General features: G+C 60.0%; 21 protein-coding genes and 1 tRNA gene. 7 read left to right on the top strand and 15 right to left on the bottom strand.

The window, feature by feature from the left end; all coding sequences use genetic code 11:
* Nucleotides 1-136 precede the first annotated feature (136 nt).
* The gene (locus PSH73_RS06465) at nt 137-1,093 is read left to right on the top strand and encodes a LysR family transcriptional regulator (protein WP_057441306.1); all 957 of its coding nucleotides are present in this window, start codon (nt 137-139) and stop codon (nt 1,091-1,093) included.
* Nucleotides 1,094-1,110: 17 nt separating this feature from the next.
* Here the strand turns inward: PSH73_RS06465 and PSH73_RS06460 are convergent, their stop codons facing one another.
* Nucleotides 1,111-2,013 (bottom strand): LysR family transcriptional regulator, encoded by a 903-nt coding sequence (locus PSH73_RS06460; RefSeq protein WP_057958792.1) that lies wholly within the window; start codon nt 2,011-2,013, stop codon nt 1,111-1,113.
* Between the two features lie 108 nt (nt 2,014-2,121).
* Between PSH73_RS06460 and PSH73_RS06455 the strand changes: the two genes are divergently transcribed.
* Both PSH73_RS06455 and PSH73_RS06450 read left to right on the top strand, forming a co-directional pair.
* Complete coding sequence (locus PSH73_RS06455; protein ID WP_057441308.1) at nt 2,122-2,319, top strand: hypothetical protein; 198 nt, start codon at nt 2,122-2,124, stop codon at nt 2,317-2,319.
* Between the two features lie 67 nt (nt 2,320-2,386).
* Nucleotides 2,387-2,779, top strand: a complete 393-nt coding sequence (locus PSH73_RS06450; protein WP_057441310.1) for a VOC family protein — start codon at nt 2,387-2,389, stop codon at nt 2,777-2,779.
* Nucleotides 2,780-2,809: 30 nt separating this feature from the next.
* Here the strand turns inward: PSH73_RS06450 and PSH73_RS06445 are convergent, their stop codons facing one another.
* The 7 genes from PSH73_RS06445 to dapA all read right to left on the bottom strand — a co-directional run bounded on the left by PSH73_RS06445 (nt 2,810) and on the right by dapA (nt 7,321).
* The gene (locus tag PSH73_RS06445; protein ID WP_162947713.1) at nt 2,810-2,956 is read right to left on the bottom strand and encodes a hypothetical protein; all 147 of its coding nucleotides are present in this window, start codon (nt 2,954-2,956) and stop codon (nt 2,810-2,812) included.
* A gap of 188 nt (nt 2,957-3,144) precedes the next feature.
* On the bottom strand, nt 3,145-3,399 hold the full coding sequence (locus PSH73_RS06440) for a hypothetical protein (protein ID WP_057441312.1): 255 nt from the start codon (nt 3,397-3,399) through the stop codon (nt 3,145-3,147).
* Between the two features lie 232 nt (nt 3,400-3,631).
* A tRNA-Ser gene (locus PSH73_RS06435) sits at nt 3,632-3,721 on the bottom strand.
* Between the two features lie 83 nt (nt 3,722-3,804).
* Nucleotides 3,805-4,518 (bottom strand): phosphoribosylaminoimidazolesuccinocarboxamide synthase, encoded by a 714-nt coding sequence (gene purC, locus PSH73_RS06430; RefSeq protein ID WP_003211975.1) that lies wholly within the window; start codon nt 4,516-4,518, stop codon nt 3,805-3,807.
* A gap of 28 nt (nt 4,519-4,546) precedes the next feature.
* Nucleotides 4,547-5,305 carry an MBL fold metallo-hydrolase gene (locus PSH73_RS06425; RefSeq protein ID WP_057958791.1) on the bottom strand — a complete coding sequence of 253 codons (759 nt, stop codon included), beginning with the start codon at nt 5,303-5,305 and terminating at the stop codon, nt 4,547-4,549.
* Nucleotides 5,306-5,309: 4 nt separating this feature from the next.
* The gene (bamC, locus tag PSH73_RS06420; protein ID WP_186625238.1) at nt 5,310-6,425 is read right to left on the bottom strand and encodes an outer membrane protein assembly factor BamC; all 1,116 of its coding nucleotides are present in this window, start codon (nt 6,423-6,425) and stop codon (nt 5,310-5,312) included.
* 17 nt (nt 6,426-6,442) lie between these two features.
* Nucleotides 6,443-7,321: a 4-hydroxy-tetrahydrodipicolinate synthase gene (dapA, locus tag PSH73_RS06415; protein WP_057444335.1), complete on the bottom strand. Its 879-nt coding sequence runs from the start codon at nt 7,319-7,321 to the stop codon at nt 6,443-6,445.
* Nucleotides 7,322-7,581: 260 nt separating this feature from the next.
* Between dapA and PSH73_RS06410 the strand changes: the two genes are divergently transcribed.
* Both PSH73_RS06410 and PSH73_RS06405 read left to right on the top strand, forming a co-directional pair.
* Nucleotides 7,582-8,142: a glycine cleavage system protein R gene (locus PSH73_RS06410; protein ID WP_029299075.1), complete on the top strand. Its 561-nt coding sequence runs from the start codon at nt 7,582-7,584 to the stop codon at nt 8,140-8,142.
* An 11-nt stretch (nt 8,143-8,153) separates the two neighbouring features.
* Nucleotides 8,154-8,627 carry a peroxiredoxin gene (locus PSH73_RS06405; RefSeq protein ID WP_057958790.1) on the top strand — a complete coding sequence of 158 codons (474 nt, stop codon included), beginning with the start codon at nt 8,154-8,156 and terminating at the stop codon, nt 8,625-8,627.
* A 117-nt stretch (nt 8,628-8,744) separates the two neighbouring features.
* Here the strand turns inward: PSH73_RS06405 and PSH73_RS06400 are convergent, their stop codons facing one another.
* Complete coding sequence (locus PSH73_RS06400) at nt 8,745-8,984, bottom strand: sulfurtransferase TusA family protein (protein ID WP_057958789.1); 240 nt, start codon at nt 8,982-8,984, stop codon at nt 8,745-8,747.
* Nucleotides 8,985-9,079: 95 nt separating this feature from the next.
* Between PSH73_RS06400 and PSH73_RS06395 the strand changes: the two genes are divergently transcribed.
* Nucleotides 9,080-10,513 (top strand): M48 family metalloprotease, encoded by a 1,434-nt coding sequence (locus tag PSH73_RS06395; protein ID WP_029299078.1) that lies wholly within the window; start codon nt 9,080-9,082, stop codon nt 10,511-10,513.
* A 73-nt stretch (nt 10,514-10,586) separates the two neighbouring features.
* On the opposite strand, the gene PSH73_RS06390 is transcribed toward PSH73_RS06395, so the two are convergent.
* From PSH73_RS06390 to rpoE, 4 genes are all read right to left on the bottom strand, one after another.
* Nucleotides 10,587-12,023, bottom strand: coding sequence for a DegQ family serine endoprotease (locus tag PSH73_RS06390; RefSeq protein ID WP_057958788.1), 1,437 nt, complete (start codon nt 12,021-12,023; stop codon nt 10,587-10,589).
* Between the two features lie 240 nt (nt 12,024-12,263).
* On the bottom strand, nt 12,264-13,220 hold the full coding sequence (locus tag PSH73_RS06385) for a MucB/RseB C-terminal domain-containing protein (protein WP_120732110.1): 957 nt from the start codon (nt 13,218-13,220) through the stop codon (nt 12,264-12,266).
* Between the two features lie 16 nt (nt 13,221-13,236).
* Entirely contained in the window at nt 13,237-13,824 is a 588-nt protein-coding gene (locus tag PSH73_RS06380) for a sigma-E factor negative regulatory protein (RefSeq protein ID WP_057958786.1), read from the bottom strand.
* Between the two features lie 32 nt (nt 13,825-13,856).
* Complete coding sequence (gene rpoE, locus PSH73_RS06375; protein ID WP_003172477.1) at nt 13,857-14,438, bottom strand: RNA polymerase sigma factor RpoE; 582 nt, start codon at nt 14,436-14,438, stop codon at nt 13,857-13,859.
* Nucleotides 14,439-14,906: 468 nt separating this feature from the next.
* On the opposite strand from rpoE, the gene nadB reads away from it, so the two are divergent.
* Complete coding sequence (gene nadB, locus PSH73_RS06370; protein WP_120732108.1) at nt 14,907-16,523, top strand: L-aspartate oxidase; 1,617 nt, start codon at nt 14,907-14,909, stop codon at nt 16,521-16,523.
* Here the strand turns inward: nadB and PSH73_RS06365 are convergent.
* Together PSH73_RS06365 and PSH73_RS06360 are read right to left on the bottom strand one after the other, a co-directional pair.
* Nucleotides 16,492-16,944 carry a hypothetical protein gene (locus PSH73_RS06365; protein ID WP_057958784.1) on the bottom strand — a complete coding sequence of 151 codons (453 nt, stop codon included), beginning with the start codon at nt 16,942-16,944 and terminating at the stop codon, nt 16,492-16,494. The genes nadB and PSH73_RS06365 overlap by 32 nt on opposite strands.
* On the bottom strand, nt 16,928-17,182 hold the full coding sequence (locus PSH73_RS06360; protein WP_017736358.1) for a succinate dehydrogenase assembly factor 2: 255 nt from the start codon (nt 17,180-17,182) through the stop codon (nt 16,928-16,930). The genes PSH73_RS06365 and PSH73_RS06360 overlap by 17 nt, the downstream gene beginning before the upstream one ends.
* Nucleotides 17,183-17,252 lie beyond the last annotated feature (70 nt).

Genomic DNA, 17,252 nt, shown 5'->3' with positions numbered 1-17,252 from the left:
GCGTCGTGTTCCAAACAGTATCTGTCCCACAACAGACATAGAAAGGTCCGACAGACCTTTCTATTGGCACGAGCGTTCCGTTAACATTTTGCCTTGTTTGCGCTGCGGTCGCGCAACAGGCTCACGGACGGAACGAATGCTAAACAGCAACTTGCTTAGAAAGCTCGATATGCAGGACCTGATGGTTTTTGTCGCTGTGTATGAGCAAAGCAGCGTCACCGATGTGTCCGAAACCCTGTTTGTCAGCCAGTCCACGGTCAGTTACAGCCTGAAGAAACTGCGCACCAGCTTCGAAGACGATCTGTTTATCAACACCCGTGCGGGCATGCGCCCGACCTACAAAGCCAGCAGCATGTACGGGCATGTGCAGAAAATCCTCGAAAGCATCAACCTCTGCCACGCGGGCGCCCAGACGTTCGACCCCACGCAAAAAGCCGTCACCTTCAACCTTTGCGCGCCCGAATACTTCGAGCAACTGATCCTGCCCAGGTTGCTGAAACACTTCGATCACGCCGACCTGCCAGTGATCGTCAATGTGCAGAAACTGGAAACCGAGATTCCCGTGGAGGCCCTGCGCGACGGGCGCCTGGACCTGGTGATTTGCTTCGGCCCGCACTTTCACCGTGAGCACAAGGATCTCAGGACGCAGATGCTGCTGGAGGACGACCTGGTCTGCGTCTTCGATAAACGCGCCGCCCCGCGCGAGCCGGCGTTCAGCCTGCAGTCCTTTGTGGCCCGGCGCCATGTATTTCCGACACCCTGGACCTCGGACACCAACATGATCGACGGCTGGCTCGCCCGCCAGGCCCACAAGCGCCAGGTTATCGCCCGGGCCAACAGCTACAGCGCGGCGCTGAAGATGATTGCCGGCACCGACTTTATCGTCACCCTGCCCCGGCGTGTGCAACAGCTGCTGGCCCTGGAGCCGCAGTTCGGCCACTGCGAAGCCCCCAACGGCCTGCCGGGGTTCACTCTGGATATGCAGTGGAACGACGTCAGCGAGCAGGAAACTGCCAACGCGTGGTTTCGCGAGCAGGTGGTCAAGGCAGTGGCAAGCGTCAAGCAGGATGCGGCAAGAGAAGCGCAGAGATGACGTGCCGCTTAGCGCTCTCAGCCCCCCATAAATGCTTCCAGCCGCGAGCGCATCCAGCGTTCGGCGGGGTCACTGTCAACGTGGCTGAGCCAGACCATGGACAAGTCCAGGGTCGGCGTATCGAACGGGAACGGCTCACAAAACAGATTGCCCGCTGCGGCCATGGCCTGGGCCGTGTAATCCGGCAGGCTGGCGATCATATCGGTGCCGGCCAGCAGTGCCGGCAAGGAACTGTATTGCGGCACAGATAACACCACATGCCGCTTGCGACCGATCTCCGCCAGCCACTCATCGGCAAACCCTGCGACGTTGGCGGTGTGGGACACCAGCACATGGGGTCGTGAGCAATATTCATCGAGGGTCAACGGCTGATCCGAGGCATCTGCGCGTAGCACGCTGGGGCGGATATGGCGCAACAACTTGCGCTTGGCATTGGCCGGCAGGCCACGGGTCTGGGTGATGCCGACGGTGATATCGCCAGAGGCCAGCAAGTCCGGGATCCGCCAGTAATCGACATGCTGCACCACAAACACCACCTGCGGCGCTTCGGTGCGCAGGGCCCGCAACAGCGGCGGCAACAGGCCGAACTCGACGTCATCGGACAGGCCGATGCGAAAGGTCATGGTACTGACAGACGGATCGAAATCATGGGTAAGGCTCAACGCCGCCGACAGCGAGTCCAGGGCCGGCGACAGATGCAAGATAAGCTCCTCGGCCCGCGCCGTGGGCTCCATACGATGGCCGACACGGATAAACAGCGGGTCGTTGAACAACGTGCGCAAGCGGTTGAGGGCCGAACTGACCGTGGGTTGGCCGAGAAACAGCTTCTCTGCCACACGCGTTACGTTGCGCTCAAGCATCAGCGTTTCAAAGACCACCATCAGGTTGATGTCGGCCTTGCGTAATTCATTGCGATTCATGGCAAACGCCCTACAGCCCAAGACTGCCGGCAGTTTAGGAACACTGCAGGGCCTGCGTCTATGCGTCGACTATCCAACCCACGTGTTTGAGACTATAAATCAGCTTCCATGACAACCGAGAACATCCCCGTGCTGGTCATTCTTGCCCTGGCCATCCTTATGGCCGGGCTGTGTATCTGGAGTATCAGACTCATCGCCCACCCAACCGCCAGGACGCTGCTGCGGGTGTTTGTCGGGCTGTGCCTGGCCGCCATCGTTGCGTATCTGGTCCTGGCGTCGGGGTTTCCCACGGCGCTGCTGGTATAGGCAGATTGACGAGCCCGGCGCCTCGCCCTCTAATTAGCCACTTTCTTCAAGCAAGGAGCGCTTAGCCATGAAATTCGCCTACACCATCGTCTACGTCCCGGACGTGGCCGCGTCACTGCAGTTTTTCGAAAAGGCCTTTGGCTTCAGCCGACGCTTCCTGCATGAATCAGGGACCTATGGCGAGTTGGAAACCGGGGGCACTACGTTGTCCTTCGCCGCCCATGAGCTGGGGGAGATGAACTTCAAGGGTGGGCACGTCGCCGCCCATACCTCGAAGCAACCGCTGGGCATGGAGCTGGGGTTTGTAACCGAAGACGTACCGGCGGCCCACGCCAAAGCGCTGGCCGCAGGTGCCAGCGAACTCTCGGCACCGAGCAGCAAGCCCTGGGGCCAGGTAGTGTCTTACGTGCGCTGCCCGGATGGCACGCTGGTAGAGCTGTGTACGCCGATAGCCGGATGAAAGCGCTGGGGGCGCTCTCATCGTCGGACGTCAGGGCTTAAGCGGGCGCTCCTGGTCGCGCTCGGACAATTCCGTCCCATCATCCGGGTGCTTCCAGGTCTGCGGTTTCTCTTCTTCGTGAAGCCGCCGAGCCCGCTCCTGCGCCGAGTCGTCGCGTGGCTTGGGTTCGTTATTCATACCCACCTCCCATCCATAAGAATTGGTCTTATGACCCAGCATAGAACTGGAGATAGCCATGGGCAGCTTTTCTGATGGATGGTGGCAAGCCAAGCCTTTTCGTGAGAAATGGACAGCCTCAGGTAAGGCGACCCATTCCCCCATAACCTATGGAAACAACCACCGGCCTTATTCAGAAGGGTCGCCTCTCAGCTTCCTCGCTCTTTATTGGATTGGGAGAGCACAGAGGCGGCAAGCGCTTTCGTCTGCTCGCTGTACTTATCGCTCTGAAGCGTCTTTCCAGCTTTCTCCTCCATCTGCGCACTGGTCTGCTTATCCGTACCACTCTGAGCCAACGCCGAGGCAGCCAGGCTTCTGGCGATAGCTGAGGCGTTTGGATTATTCAGGGTTTCGGCTGCTAACGTAGCCATCTTGTCGGAGGTCTTTTTCGTGTTTTTACTCATCAGGCATTCCTTTGCAGTGTTGGGATGGGAGAACTATCTCGCACACGGCAAACGATATTGACTTACAGAGGGGCGCGCAACGCAGGCGCTGTGCGTAACGTTTTGGAAGCCTGCATGAAAGGTGGGAGTGTTGAGTAGTACGGGGAGTGAATCGTAGGAGGCGGTATTTTCAGCAAGTTTCGGAAACGAAAAAGCCCCGTAGTTTTTCAACTACGGGGCTTTTTCTGTGTAATGGCGGAGAGATAGGGATTCGAACCCTAGGTACCGGTGAAGGTACAACGGATTTCGAATCCGTCCCATTCGGCCACTCTGGCATCTCTCCAACGGCGCGCATCATAACAGTCTGTTTCGTGGAAGCAAAGCGCCGAAGCAATTTTTTTCCGTGCTATCAGATGCTTGCGTCGATTACAGCGGTACGCCGAGACGGTTGGCGACTTCTTCGTAGGCTTCGATCACGTCACCGAGGCCCTGGCGGAAGCGGTCTTTGTCCATCTTCTTGCGGGTGTCTTTGTCCCACAAGCGGCAGCCGTCCGGGCTGAATTCGTCGCCCAGGACGATGGAGCCGTCGTGGAATACGCCGAATTCCAGTTTGAAGTCCACCAGCAGCAGGCCGGCGTCGTCGAACAGTTTGCTCAGGACGTCGTTGACCTTGAGGGACAACTCTTTCATGCGCGCCAGTTGCTCAGCGGTGCCCCAGCCGAATGCCACGACGTGGGATTCGTTGATGAACGGGTCGCCCTTGGCGTCGTCCTTGAGGAACAGTTCGAACGTGTAAGGGTTGAGCTTGAGGCCCTCTTCCACGCCCAGGCGCTTGACCAGGCTACCGGCAGCGTAGTTACGCACGACGCACTCGACCGGGATCATGTCGAGCTTTTTCACCAGGCATTCGTTGTCGCCCAGCAGTTTGTCGAATTGGGTCGGAATGCCGGCCGCTTCGAGCTTCTGCATGATGAAGGCGTTGAACTTGTTGTTCACCATGCCCTTGCGGTCGAGCTGTTCGATGCGCTTGCCGTCGAACGCCGAGGTGTCGTTGCGAAACAGCAGGATCAAGCGGTTGGCGTCGTCGGTCTTGTAAACCGACTTGGCTTTGCCGCGGTAGAGTTCTTCACGTTTTTCCATGATGGGCTCCGCTTGGTAAGTAGGTGGGCTAGGCGATATGTCGCCAGTCGAGCCCTGAATCTTGATCGGCCAGTTGCAGCCAGTCCGGGTCGCACCCGAGGGTGTCGACAAAACATTGCCGGGCAAGCTGCGGCAGGTTGTTCTTGCTGCTCAGGTGGGCCAGGACCAGGTGTTGCAGGTCTTGCCAGCCCAGCTCATACACCAGGTACGCCGCCTGGTGGTTGTTCAAATGTCCCAACTCGCCACCAACCCGTTGCTTGAGAAAGTACGGGTAGTGACCGCGCGCCAGCAGGTCCCGGCAATGGTTGGACTCGATCATCAATGCATCGAGGTCCCGATAGCCTTCCAGCACCTTGGCACAGTAGGAACCCAGGTCGGTAAGCAGGCCGAAGCGGCGCTCGCCGTCACTGAATACATATTGCGTAGGCTCATGGGCATCGTGGGCCACGGCAATCACGTCGATGCTCAAGGCACCCACCTGCAGTTGCTCGCCACCAGCCAGGAAACCTGCGGGTTCAACGGGTTTGCGCATCCCGCGCAAGGTGCCGCGACTCAGGTACACCGGAAGATTGTAGCGCCGAGACAGCAAACCCACGCCATGCACGTGGTCGGCATGTTCGTGGGTCACTAGAATCGCGCTCAACTGCGCCGGGTGAACCCCCAGGCGCAGCAGGCGTCGCTCGGTTTCCCGCAGGGAGAAACCACAATCCACCAGGACGTACGTGTCGTCGTGGGCTACAAGCGTGCCGTTCCCTTGGCTACCGCTGCCGAGAACAGCAAAACGCATCAGATCAGCCCAGGTTGTCCTGAATCACGCCCAACACTTTGCGCGCCGTTTCTGCTGGCGCCACGGTGTTGATGTTCTTCTCGACGGTGACTTGCACGTTGTCGCCAACCTTGCTCAAGCGCACTTGATAACGCTCGGCGCGGGTCTCGATCTCTTCCTTGGTCGGCTCGCTGCCGAACAACTTGCTGAAGAAACCACGCTCTTCGTCTTTCTTCTCGGCCTTTTCAGCCACGTTGATGTAGTACAGGCCCAGGCTGCGGTTGATGTCTTCGACGCGCCATGGGCCTTGCTCCAGGGCACGGCCGACGCTGGCCCAGGCACGATCCAGGTCTTCACCCAGGTTGAGCACGACGTTGCCGCTGCCATCTTCGGTGAGGCTGACACGGCTAGGTGTGTCGTAATCACGGGCAGCGAGCAGGGATACGGAACCACCCTTCTCGGAGATGCGGCTCATGCTGGCAAGCATCTCGTCGACCAGCGCAGCATCAACACCGCTGTTGACCGAACGGTTGGTGAACTCGACGTTGGCGGTGCTGCCGGCAGGACGCGCGGCGCTGACCACGTAGACTTCACTGGTATTGCGCTGCACGCCTGGCTCGATGCGCACGCGGATCCGGCTTTCGCCATCAGCGGCAACACCACCGGCCTGCAGGCGCTTGGCCATATTGGCCGACAGTTCGTTCGACTGCTGCCACGCGGTGGTGAACTCACCGGTTTGCGGGCGTTGTTCGTCGATACGGAAGCCATTGTCCTGGAAGAACTGCACCGCCACCGGCCAGACTTCGGCAGGTGGGCGCTGAGCCATGATCCAGCGCGAGTCGCCGCTTTTCTGCAGGCTGTAGTCGCTGGCATCGGCCATGGCCGAAATCGGCTGTGGACGCGGCACTTCGTACTCGCCCTTGACGGTGTCGTCGGCCACGTTGCGCGGGATCGGCAACAGCGGGTCAAGGCGCTTGGCGACATTGACGTCCGACGGCAATTGCATCGGTGCGGTTTGTTGTGCTTCCAGGTAATCGCTGCCGCGGTCACGGAAGTAGCCTTCCGGGCCCCAGATCCAACCGCAGCCACTGGTGCTGGAGATAATCAAGGCAAGTGCGGAAAGTCCGGCCAATCGCTTCATGCGTAGTGCTTCCTCAATTAAACCAGGACGCCGGACTGGCGCAGGGCCTGTCGCAGCGGTTCGTGACAGGCGGGGCTGAGGGGGGTGAGCGGCAGACGGATACCGTCCGGCATCAGGCCCATCTCATGCAGCGCCCATTTCACGGGGATTGGATTGGATTCGATAAACAGGGTTTTGTTGAGCGGCATCAGTTGCTCATGAATCGCCCGGGCCTTGACGGCATCACCGGCGATTGCAGCGGCACACAGTTCGCTCATGGCACGCGGGGCCACATTGGCGGTCACCGAGATGTTGCCCTTGCCACCCAGCAGCATCAGTTCCACAGCCGTGGCGTCGTCACCGGAGTACAGCAGGAAGTCGCTGCTCACACCGGCCAGGATGTCCTTGGCGCGCTGCAGGTCGCCGGTGGCTTCCTTGATACCGATGATGTTCGGCACGGTGGACAGGCGGATCACGGTCGCGGCCTGCATGTCGCACGCTGTGCGACCGGGCACGTTGTACAGGATCTGCGGGATGTCGACGGCTTCGGCGATGGTCTTGAAGTGCTGGTACAAGCCTTCCTGGGTCGGCTTGTTGTAGTACGGCGTCACCAGCAGGCAGGCATCGGCGCCGGCTTTCTTGGCGTTCTTGGTCAGTTCGATCGCTTCGCGCGTCGAGTTGGCGCCCGTACCGGCAATCACCGTGATACGCCCTGCCACGCGCTTGACCACAAACTCGATCACCTTGATGTGCTCTTCCACATCAAGCGTGGCCGATTCACCTGTGGTGCCGACGGCCACAATGGCGTTGGTGCCTTCTTGCAGGTGAAAGTCCACCAGTTTGCCCAGGCTGTCCCAGTCGAGATTACCTTGTGCATCCATGGGTGTGACCAGTGCCACCATACTGCCCGCAATCATGCAACCGCTCCTGCCGGAAAAAGAGAGCCGTAATGGTACTGGCGCCAAGATGCTTGCACAAGCGAAGTACCCTCTGAGGACGCGTTCTGGATCAACTTAGTTGCCAGCAACGCCATCATTGGGCCAAAGCACGGCCAGATGCCGCTGAATATGCAATGAAAACGCCACGTCCTAGCCCTTGGCGGCGCTTTTCGCTACCCTTGATCCTTTGATCGGTACCGCACGTTCGTATCGACCGCTCATCGCTTTAGGAATGCTGCATGTCCACCCCCACAGTCCGCGAACAATTCCTTGTTATCAGTGCCCTTGGCGCCAACCCCATGGAGCTGACTAACGTCCTGTGCCGCGCCAGCCATGAAAATCGCTGCGCCGTTGTGACTTCACGCCTGACTCGCCATGGCGAGTGCAGCGCGCTGGTCCTGCAGATTTCCGGGAGCTGGGACGCCCTGGCGCGCCTGGAAGCCGGCTTGCCGACCCTGGCCAAGAAGCACGACTTCACCGTCAATGTAGTACGCAGTGCAGCCTTGGAGAACCGTCCCCAGGCGCTGCCGTATGTGGCCTACGTCAGTTCGGCCTACCGTTCGGACATCGTCAATGAGCTGTGCCAGTTCTTTATCGACCATAACGTCGAACTGGAAAACCTGACCTTCGACACCTATCAGGCCCCCCAGACCGGCGGCACCATGCTCAACGCCACCTTTACCGTGACCCTGCCGGCAGGCGTGCAGATCAGTTGGCTGCGCGACCAGTTCCTGGATTTCGCCGATGCGCTGAACCTGGATGCACTGATCGAACCGTGGCGCCCACAGAATCCAATGTAAGGAAGTTTTTCATGGCGGTAGTCATCGACACACCAGTCGCCGATTTCGAAGCCCAGGCGACCAGCGGGCAGACGTTCAGCCTCGCCGGGCTCAAGGGCAAGCAAGTGGTCCTGTATTTCTACCCGAAGGACAGCACCCCGGGCTGCACTACTGAAGGCCAGGGGTTCCGCGACCAGCATGCTGCCTTCCAGGCTGCCAACACCGAGGTGTTCGGGGTGTCCCGGGACAGCCTGAAGTCCCATGAAAACTTCAAGGCCAAGCAAGCCTTCCCCTTCGAGCTGATCAGCGACAAGGATGAGGCGGTTTGCCAGCTGTTTGATGTGATCAAGCTGAAGAAGCTATACGGCAAGGAATACCTGGGCGTTGATCGCAGCACCTTCCTGATCGACAAGGAAGGCGTGCTGCGCCAGGAATGGCGCGGCGTGAAAGTGCCGGGGCATGTGGAGGCGGTATTGGCCGCGGCACAGGCACTGCACAAGGCTTGATGGGGCGAGTGGCAGTTAGATAGCTATCGCAGGCAAGCCAGCTCCCACATTGGATCGGTGCCAGGCAAGACAGCCCGGCCAGTGTGGGCGCCGAATCCGCCCCCCCTCCCCGCAGGCTCAGGCCTTGCGCAACCAGTAGCGATAGACGCCATTGTCGGCCTCTTCGTGCACCAGCACATGCCCCGCCAGCTTGGCAAACGTGCGGAAGTCCCGCTGCGACCCGGCATCCGTGGCAATCACCTTGAGCACCGCACCACTGGCCAGCCGATTGAGCTCCATCTTGGCCTTGAGCAGTGGCAACGGGCAATTGAGGCCACTGGCATCGAGCTCAGCGTCGTGGTTTACAGCAGCGGTCATGGTTTTGCTCCGGATGGCATCAGGGGGTGCTTAGAATATCTGGTCCCAGGCTCAGTGTCCGGCTACAGTAAGGTCTTTGTCGAAAGGCTTTGTGCATGACTTTTTTGCGCCCTACCCTGCTGACGCTGGCTTGCCTGCTTGCCTCTCCAGGCTTCGCCGACGACCTGCCGTCACTTGGCGACGCCAGTTCTGCCATTGTCTCGCCACAACAGGAACACCAACTGGGCCGGGCATGGCTGGCGTTCCTGCGCGGCCAGGTCTCGGTCCTCAATGACCCGCAGCTCAAGGATTACGTCGAGACCAGCGTCTACAAGCTGGTAGAGACCAGCCAGGTCAATGACCGGCGCCTGGAGTTCATCCTGATCAACAGCCCGCAACTCAACGCGTTTGCCGCGCCGGGTGGGATTGTCGGGGTCAACGGCGGCCTGTTTCTCAATGCCCAGACCGAAGGCGAATACGCCTCGGTGATGGCCCACGAATTGGCGCACTTGTCCCAGCGCCACTTCGCCCGAGGCGTGGAAGCCCAACAACGGATGCAGATCCCGATGATGGCCGCGCTGCTCGGCGGGATTATCGCGGCCGCCGCCGGTGCCGGTGACGCCGGGATTGCCGCGATTGCCGGCAGCCAGGCTGCAGCGATTCAGGAGCAGCGGCGCTTCTCGCGGCAGAATGAACAAGAGGCCGACCGCATCGGCATCCTCAACATGGTCAAGGCCGGTTACGACCCGCGCTCGATGCCGACCATGTTCGAACGCTTGATGCGCCAGTACCGCTTCGATGCCAAACCTCCGGAATTCCTGCTGACGCACCCGGTCACCGAATCGCGGATCGCCGATACGCGCAACCGCGCCGAACAGGCCAAGACCGGCGGCACCGAAGACAGCCTGCGCTATCAACTGATTCGCGCCCGAGTTCAGCTGTATTACGAAGACACGCCCGGGCTGGCCGCCAAGCGCTTCCGTGCGCAACTGGATGAGAACCCGAAAAGCGATGTAGCACGTTATGGATTGGCCATAGCCCAGATCAAGGGCACCCAGCTCAACGAGGCGCGCGAGACCCTCAAGCCTTTGCTGGCCAAGGCACCCAACGACATCACCTACAACCTGGCGCAGATTGAGCTGGATATCACCAACAATCGCATGCCCGATGCGCAGCAACGTACCGACCGCATGCTGGCCCAGTACCCCAGCAACTACCCGCTGAACCAGGTGCGCGTGGACCTGCTGCTCAAGCAGAACCGCACCGCCGACGCGGAAAAAGCCCTGGAAGGCCTGCTCAAGTCGCGCTCCGACGATCCGGACGTGTGGTACCAGGTGGCCGAGACCCGCGGCCTGTCCGGCAATATCATTGGCCTGCATCAAGCCCGCGCCGAGTACTTCGCGCTGGTCGGCGACTTCCAGCAGGCCATCCAGCAACTGGACTTTGCCAAGCGCCGGGCCGGCAGCAACTTCCCGCTGTCGTCACGCATTGATGCGCGCCAGCGTGAGTTGATCGAACAGGAACGCATCGTCAAAGGCATGATGAGCTAAATCCAGCGCCCACAAAAAAGCCCCGCTCTCGACTATCGAGAGCGGGGCTTTTTATTGACCTACGGCTAGCGGCTTACTCGGCCAGCTTGAAGGTGATGAAGCTGGCACGCCCTTGACGCAGGACGCGCATCGACACCGAGCGATTCTTCGGCAGCGCCTTGGCGATGTCGGTGAATTCCTTGGTGGAGTTGATCGCCTGGTTGTTCAAGTGGGTGATCACATCACCCGGTTGCAGGCCGATCAGGGCGGCCGGGCCGTCCTGGACCTCCTTGATCACCACACCACTCTTGAGGTCGAAGCTCTTCTTCTGCTCGTCAGTCAACTCGACCACGGCGATGCCCAGGCGATTGCTGCTGCGCTCGGCACCCGATTTACCGCCCAGCGCGCCTAGCTCCTGACCTTCTTCAGGGATCGCGCCCACGGTCAGCTCGACGTTCTGGCGCTTGCCTTCGCGGATCACTTCCAGCTTGGCCTTGCTGCCCGCCTTGAGTGCGCCGACCAGGTGCGGCAGGTCGGCCGACATGACAATCGGCTGGCCGTTCATGGTCAGGATCACATCGCCAACCTGCAAGCCGCCTTTGGCCGCCGGGCCGTCGTCCTGAATCTGCGCGACCAGGGCGCCAGCAGGCTTGTCCAGGCCAAAGGACTCGGCCAGGTCTTTGTTCACTTCCTGGATCACTACGCCCAACCAGCCACGGCTGACCTTGCCACCGGCTTTGAGCTGGTTGGAAACATCCATGGCCACATCAATCGGGATGGCGAAGGAGACGCCCATGAAACCGCCGGAACGGGTGTAGATCTGCGAGTTGATCCCCACCACTTCGCCCGCCAGGTTGAACAGCGGGCCACCGGAGTTACCCGGGTTGATCGGCACGTCGGTCTGGATGAACGGCACGTAGTTCTCGTTCGGCAGGCTACGACCGATGGCACTGACGATGCCCTGGGTCACGGTGTGGTCAAAGCCAAACGGCGAACCGATGGCCACCACCCATTGCCCGGCTTTCAGATCCTGGGACTTACCCAGTTTCAGCACGGGCAGGTCCTTGCCTTCGATCTTCAGCAAAGCCACGTCGGAGCGTGGATCGGTGCCGACCAGCTTGGCCTTGAGTTCACTACGATCTGCCAGGCGCACGAGGATTTCGTCGGCGTCGGCGATCACATGGTTATTGGTGAGGATGTAGCCATCAGGCGAAATGATAAAACCCGATCCCAGGGACTGGGCTTCACGCTGACCGCCACCGCCGCCACGGGGTGAACGCGGCTGAGGCATACCGCGCTCGAAGAACTCCCGCAGCATCGGCGGCAGGCCTTCAAGGTCAGGCATCTGCTGGTTCGAGACTTTACGCTCCGGCAGCTTCTGCGTGGTACTGATGTTCACCACGGCAGGCGAGGCTTGCTCTACCAGCTGGGTGAAGTCAGGCAGTTCCGCCGCTTGCGCGGTAACGGCCTGACCCAGCACCAGCACCGTGGCGACTATGGAAAGGTAAGACTTCAAACGTGGTATCGACATACAGCTCCCGTTACGACGAGCAGGGTTGGGCGACAAGGTTCTTTAAACGCCGGAGACTACTACTACCGACGTCAACATTGCGTGAACAACACAAGGCCAGAACCGAGAAGTTCTGACCTATAAAAAACATAAGGAAATTTTGCAAGTGAAAATACTCTCCAGACATTTCATGTTCTGTGCAGCAGGGCAGGCACTTCCCGCATTACTGTGAACAATCTGGATGAGCATAGGATTAACAGCTCACGGTTTTTCGGGCGCCGTGCCACTGCGCACCGACAGCGCGATCCGTTCGGCGGTGCCGAGGGGGATCTCCCCGACCACCGTCACCATGATCTCGCCTTGAGGGGTATTCATGCGGCGCGATACGGCAACCGTTGGCCCCAGTTGCACCCGGCTCTCCGTCGCAGCCTCGCCACTGACGGGCTCCAGGAACACCGAAAAACGCGCCAACCCATCCTCGTACATCAAGCTGTTTACCACCACATGGGTCCGGGAGTCCTTACGCGAAGCGCTACGGGCCAACTGGAAGCCAGGCGGCAGCCAGCTCGGATGCCAAGCCTGGGGGGCGACCACGTCCTCGGCCTTGCTGCTGGCGACCGACAATGGCTTGCAGTCCCTGCCGGGTTGCAAAGCGCTTTCATCCGGGGCTTTGGTACTCAATTGAGTGAACTGGAAACGCTCCAGCAACTGCCCCTTTTCATTGATCAACAATGATTTGAGCGGCAGCGCGGTTTCACGATCCAGATGCATCTCAAAGCCGTAGCGGTGCTGGTCGCGCGGCGTCAACGAGACGATCACCGCTTTACGACCAGCCACACGGGATTCGCCGATGGTGGCAAGCGTGTAAAAAGAATTGAGTTTTTGCGGATCAAGCACATGGGCGGAACCGCCCGGGGAGTTACCAAGACCCGCTACCAGGCTGCCGCTGACACATTGAGTGTGCCCATCGACACGTACGACTTCCTGAGCTGATCCATCGAGCTGCAATATCCGTTCGCGGACCTGACCATTCTGGACTAGATGCCAGATGTCATGGGTAGAGAAACTACCGTTACGCTCGTAGATAAATGTACCTTGGTAGCTTTGCTGCTGCTCTGCCCGCCCAAGACGCTTCAGCCAGTCTTGGGCTTCATCGGCATGGGCGGGAACTGCAAACCAGCCACTGAGCAAAAGCGCAAGGAGCGGTATGGCACGCATAAGGCTCCTTAACGGTTTAGCGGTTTTCCAGGCTTGCAGCGCGAGCGTATGGCAGCGCGCTTTCAGTGCCTTTTACAGCCGATTCCTGAGCGTGCTGGCGCAGATAGCCTGGCAGACGCTGATCCTGCCAGCCGGATTGCCCTTGAAGCACGCCATTGGCCATCGGACCCGTTGCGTCGGAGCTTTCCTTGTAGCCAGCCAGAACAGCTGGACCCTTGACCTGCGGACCGGCCATGACCGGCTGCTGGGTTTGCTGGGCCAGTTCGGCACCGGCGATCTCGTCCTGGTTGTACAGGCGCACACCAGCCAGTACGGCCACCGTCACGGAGGCAGCGACTGCCAGGCGACCCAGGCTACGCCAAGGACCACGAGCAGCTTTTGCCGGAACGGCTTCATCAGCCAGCGCAGCAGAAACGGCCGCAGCAATATCCAGACGAGGGATTAACAGATCTTTGTGCATCACCGCCCGAGCGACTTGGTAACGAGACCAGGTATCACGGGTTTCGGCATCATCAAATGCATTGAGCACTCGACGAAGTTCCAGTTCATCCGCTTCGTTATCCATCACTGCGGACAGCGATTCCTGCAGGGCATCACGACTCATGGCGGTTCCTCTCTTGGCTGTCGCCGCTGTCTTTAGTTTTCCTGCAACAACGGTTGCAAGGCTTTATCAATGGCTTCCCGAGCCCGGAAAATCCGGGAGCGTACGGTCCCCACCGGACATTGCATGACGCTCGCAATGTCCTCGTAACTCAGACCATCGAATTCACGTAAAGTTAATGCCGTACGCAAATCTTCTGGCAGTTGCTGAATAGTGCGATGGACAGTGCCTTCGATCTCGTCGCGCAGCAATGCACGCTCCGGCGACTCGAGATCCTTGAGGCCGTGATCACCATCGTAAAATTCTGCATCTTCCGAACTCACATCACTATCGGGTGGGCGGCGTCCGCGAGACACCAGATAGTTCTTCGCCGTGTTGATGGCGATGCGGTACAGCCACGTGTAGAACGCACTGTCACCGCGAAAATTACCGAGTGCACGGTAGGCCTTGATAAAGGCTTCCTGTGCAACGTCCTGCGCTTCATGGGTGTCGTGCACAAACCGCACGATCAACCCGAGAATTTTGTGCTGGTATTTCAGCACTAGCAGATCAAATGCACGCTTGTCACCGCGCTGAACGCGCTCGACCAGCTGCTGATCCTCTTCCTGGGTTAGCATGAACACTCCTCGTTGTACTTGAAGGAGGCTTGCATAACTAAACGATCAGGCTTGCAAACATAGACTAGGACTTTTCGCAAAAGTTCTCCCCCTTCAAGCAAGTTTCCGGTGGGCTCTGTTTTGGCACACACGAAAAACGCAGCGCGGGCATAGCCGGCTGCGTGAATAATCTTGTCGCCGGTTTTCTGACGCTCCCATGCTCCAGGCCAATCAGTAAAACCAACGTTTTCCCAGCTTTCGGGCATCCTGTTATGGAGTCGGAGTGGATACAAAAGTTCCCACCTCGACGCCGGACCGCCTCATCAAACCGTGCAGTTCGTTCACCGTAGTCTCACAATGCCACGAATGCCCGGCTATTGTGCCGATCCCCCCCTCTATATACTAGTGGGCCGTGTGACCCTTTGATTCGCCGATCCAGGCGTCCTGTTTGCGCCACCCCTACGGATCGCTTTTTGCGGAATCCCATAAATGAGCCAACAGTTTCAACACGATGTCCTGGTGATTGGTAGCGGCGCCGCAGGCCTGAGCCTTGCTCTGACTCTGCCGAGCCATCTGCGCATAGCCGTCCTGAGCAAGGGCGACCTGGCTAACGGTTCGACATTCTGGGCCCAGGGCGGGGTTGCCGCCGTGCTGGATGACACCGACACGGTGCAATCCCACGTTGAAGACACCCTCAACGCCGGCGGCGGCCTGTGCAATGAAGACGCGGTGCGCTTCACCGTCGAGCACAGTCGCGAAGCCATTCAGTGGCTGATCGACCAGGGCGTACCCTTTACCCGCGATGAACATGCCGGCAGTGACGACGGCGGTTTCGAGTTTCACCTGACCCGTGAAGGCGGCCACAGCCACCGGCGCATCATCCATGCCGCCGACGCCACTGGCGCCGCAATCTTCAAGACCCTGCTCGCCCAGGCCCGGCAGCGGCCGAATATCGAACTGCTCGAGCAACGAGTCGCCGTCGACCTGATCACCGAGAAACGCCTGGGCCTGGCGGGTGAACGCTGCCTCGGCGCCTACGTGCTCAACCGCGCCAGCGGCGAAGTGGATACCTACGGCGCGCGCTTCACCATCCTGGCCTCAGGGGGCGCCGCCAAAGTCTACCTCTACACCAGCAACCCCGATGGCGCCTGCGGGGACGGCATCGCCATGGCCTGGCGCTCGGGCTGCCGGGTGGCGAACCTGGAATTCAACCAGTTCCACCCCACCTGCCTATATCACCCCCAGGCCAAGAGCTTCCTCATCACCGAAGCCCTCAGGGGGGAAGGTGCGCACCTCAAACTGCCCAATGGCGAACGTTTCATGCAGCGCTTTGACCCACGGGCCGAACTGGCGCCACGGGACATCGTGGCTCGCGCCATCGACCACGAGATGAAGCGCCTGGGCATCGACTGCGTCTACCTGGACATCAGCCACAAGCCCGCCGACTTCATCAAGACCCATTTCCCGACGGTCTACGAGCGCTGCCTGGCCTTCAATATTGATATCACCCAAGGGCCGATCCCGGTGGTGCCGGCGGCGCACTACACCTGCGGCGGCGTGATGGTCGACCAGCAAGGCCGCACCGATGTCCCCGGCCTGTACGCGATTGGCGAGACCAGTTTCACCGGCCTGCACGGCGCCAACCGCATGGCCAGCAACTCGTTGCTCGAATGCTTCGTCTACGCCCGTTCCGCCGCCGCCGATATCCTCGAACAACTGCCACGCATCCCGGTGCCGGCCGCCCTGCCCCGCTGGGATGCGAGCCAGGTCACCGACTCGGACGAAGACGTGATCATCGCCCACAACTGGGACGAGCTGCGGCGCTTTATGTGGGACTACGTGGGTATCGTGCGCACCAACAAGCGCTTGGCGCGGGCGCAGCATAGGGTGCGGTTGTTGCTGGATGAAATCGACGAGTTCTACAGCAACTACAAGGTCAGCCGCGACCTGATCGAGTTGCGCAACCTGGCCCAGGTCGCCGAACTGATGATCCGCTCGGCCATGGCGCGCAAGGAAAGCCGGGGGCTGCACTACACGCTGGATTATCCCGAGATGCTGCCAGAGGCCCTCGACACTATCCTGGTGCCAACCACCTACGGCGACTGAACTTCAAGCGCACGCGCAGGCGCCGATGCACATCGGCGGCCTGCGAACCGCGCGGTACGCACACCGAGCGTACTCGCCAGTCTCCCGGCAGTCGGTAGCGCAGCACCACGATCAGCGGCAACGCCAGGCTGTCGGGACGCAACTGCACCGCATGCCAACCCCGCGCTACGCTCCACAGTTGCCAGCCGTCAGCATTGCGCCGCAGGCCACGAACCGACGAACGGTGGGTCAAGCGAATATGGCGTGGCAGCGTCCACAGGGCGTGGCCCAGGCACGCGAGCACACCCAGTGCCGCGATCGAAAAAGGTATAGCCAGCAGACACAGCGCACCCAGTGCAAGCACCTGTGCGAGGAGATACGCCGCCAGCAACAGCCCGCAGGCCTGCCAGCGGCATTCGAAGCTATTACTTGGGCTGGACACGATCCAGGATCATCCGGACCATGCGCTGCAGCTCCGGATCTTCTGATTCGGCACGTTCCATGAACCAGCCGAACATGTCCTGGTCTTCGCAGGTCAGCAACCTGACGTAGAGGTCGCGGTCTACCTTATCGAGGGTCGCGTACACCTCTTTGGTGAACGGTACCAACAACACATCCAACTCCAGCATGCCGCGACGGCTGTGCCAGTACAGGCGATTGATTTCTACATCTTCGACCATGGAGCGCTCCTCAAATAGGGCGCAAGTATACAGGCCCACGCCCCTCGGAACAGTCGGCTTTGGTCGGGCT

The sequence above is a fragment of the Pseudomonas sp. FP2294 genome, assembly GCF_030687625.1.
Classification (GTDB): domain Bacteria; phylum Pseudomonadota; class Gammaproteobacteria; order Pseudomonadales; family Pseudomonadaceae; genus Aquipseudomonas; species Aquipseudomonas shahriarae.
This window is presented reverse-complemented; position numbering and strand designations above follow the sequence as displayed.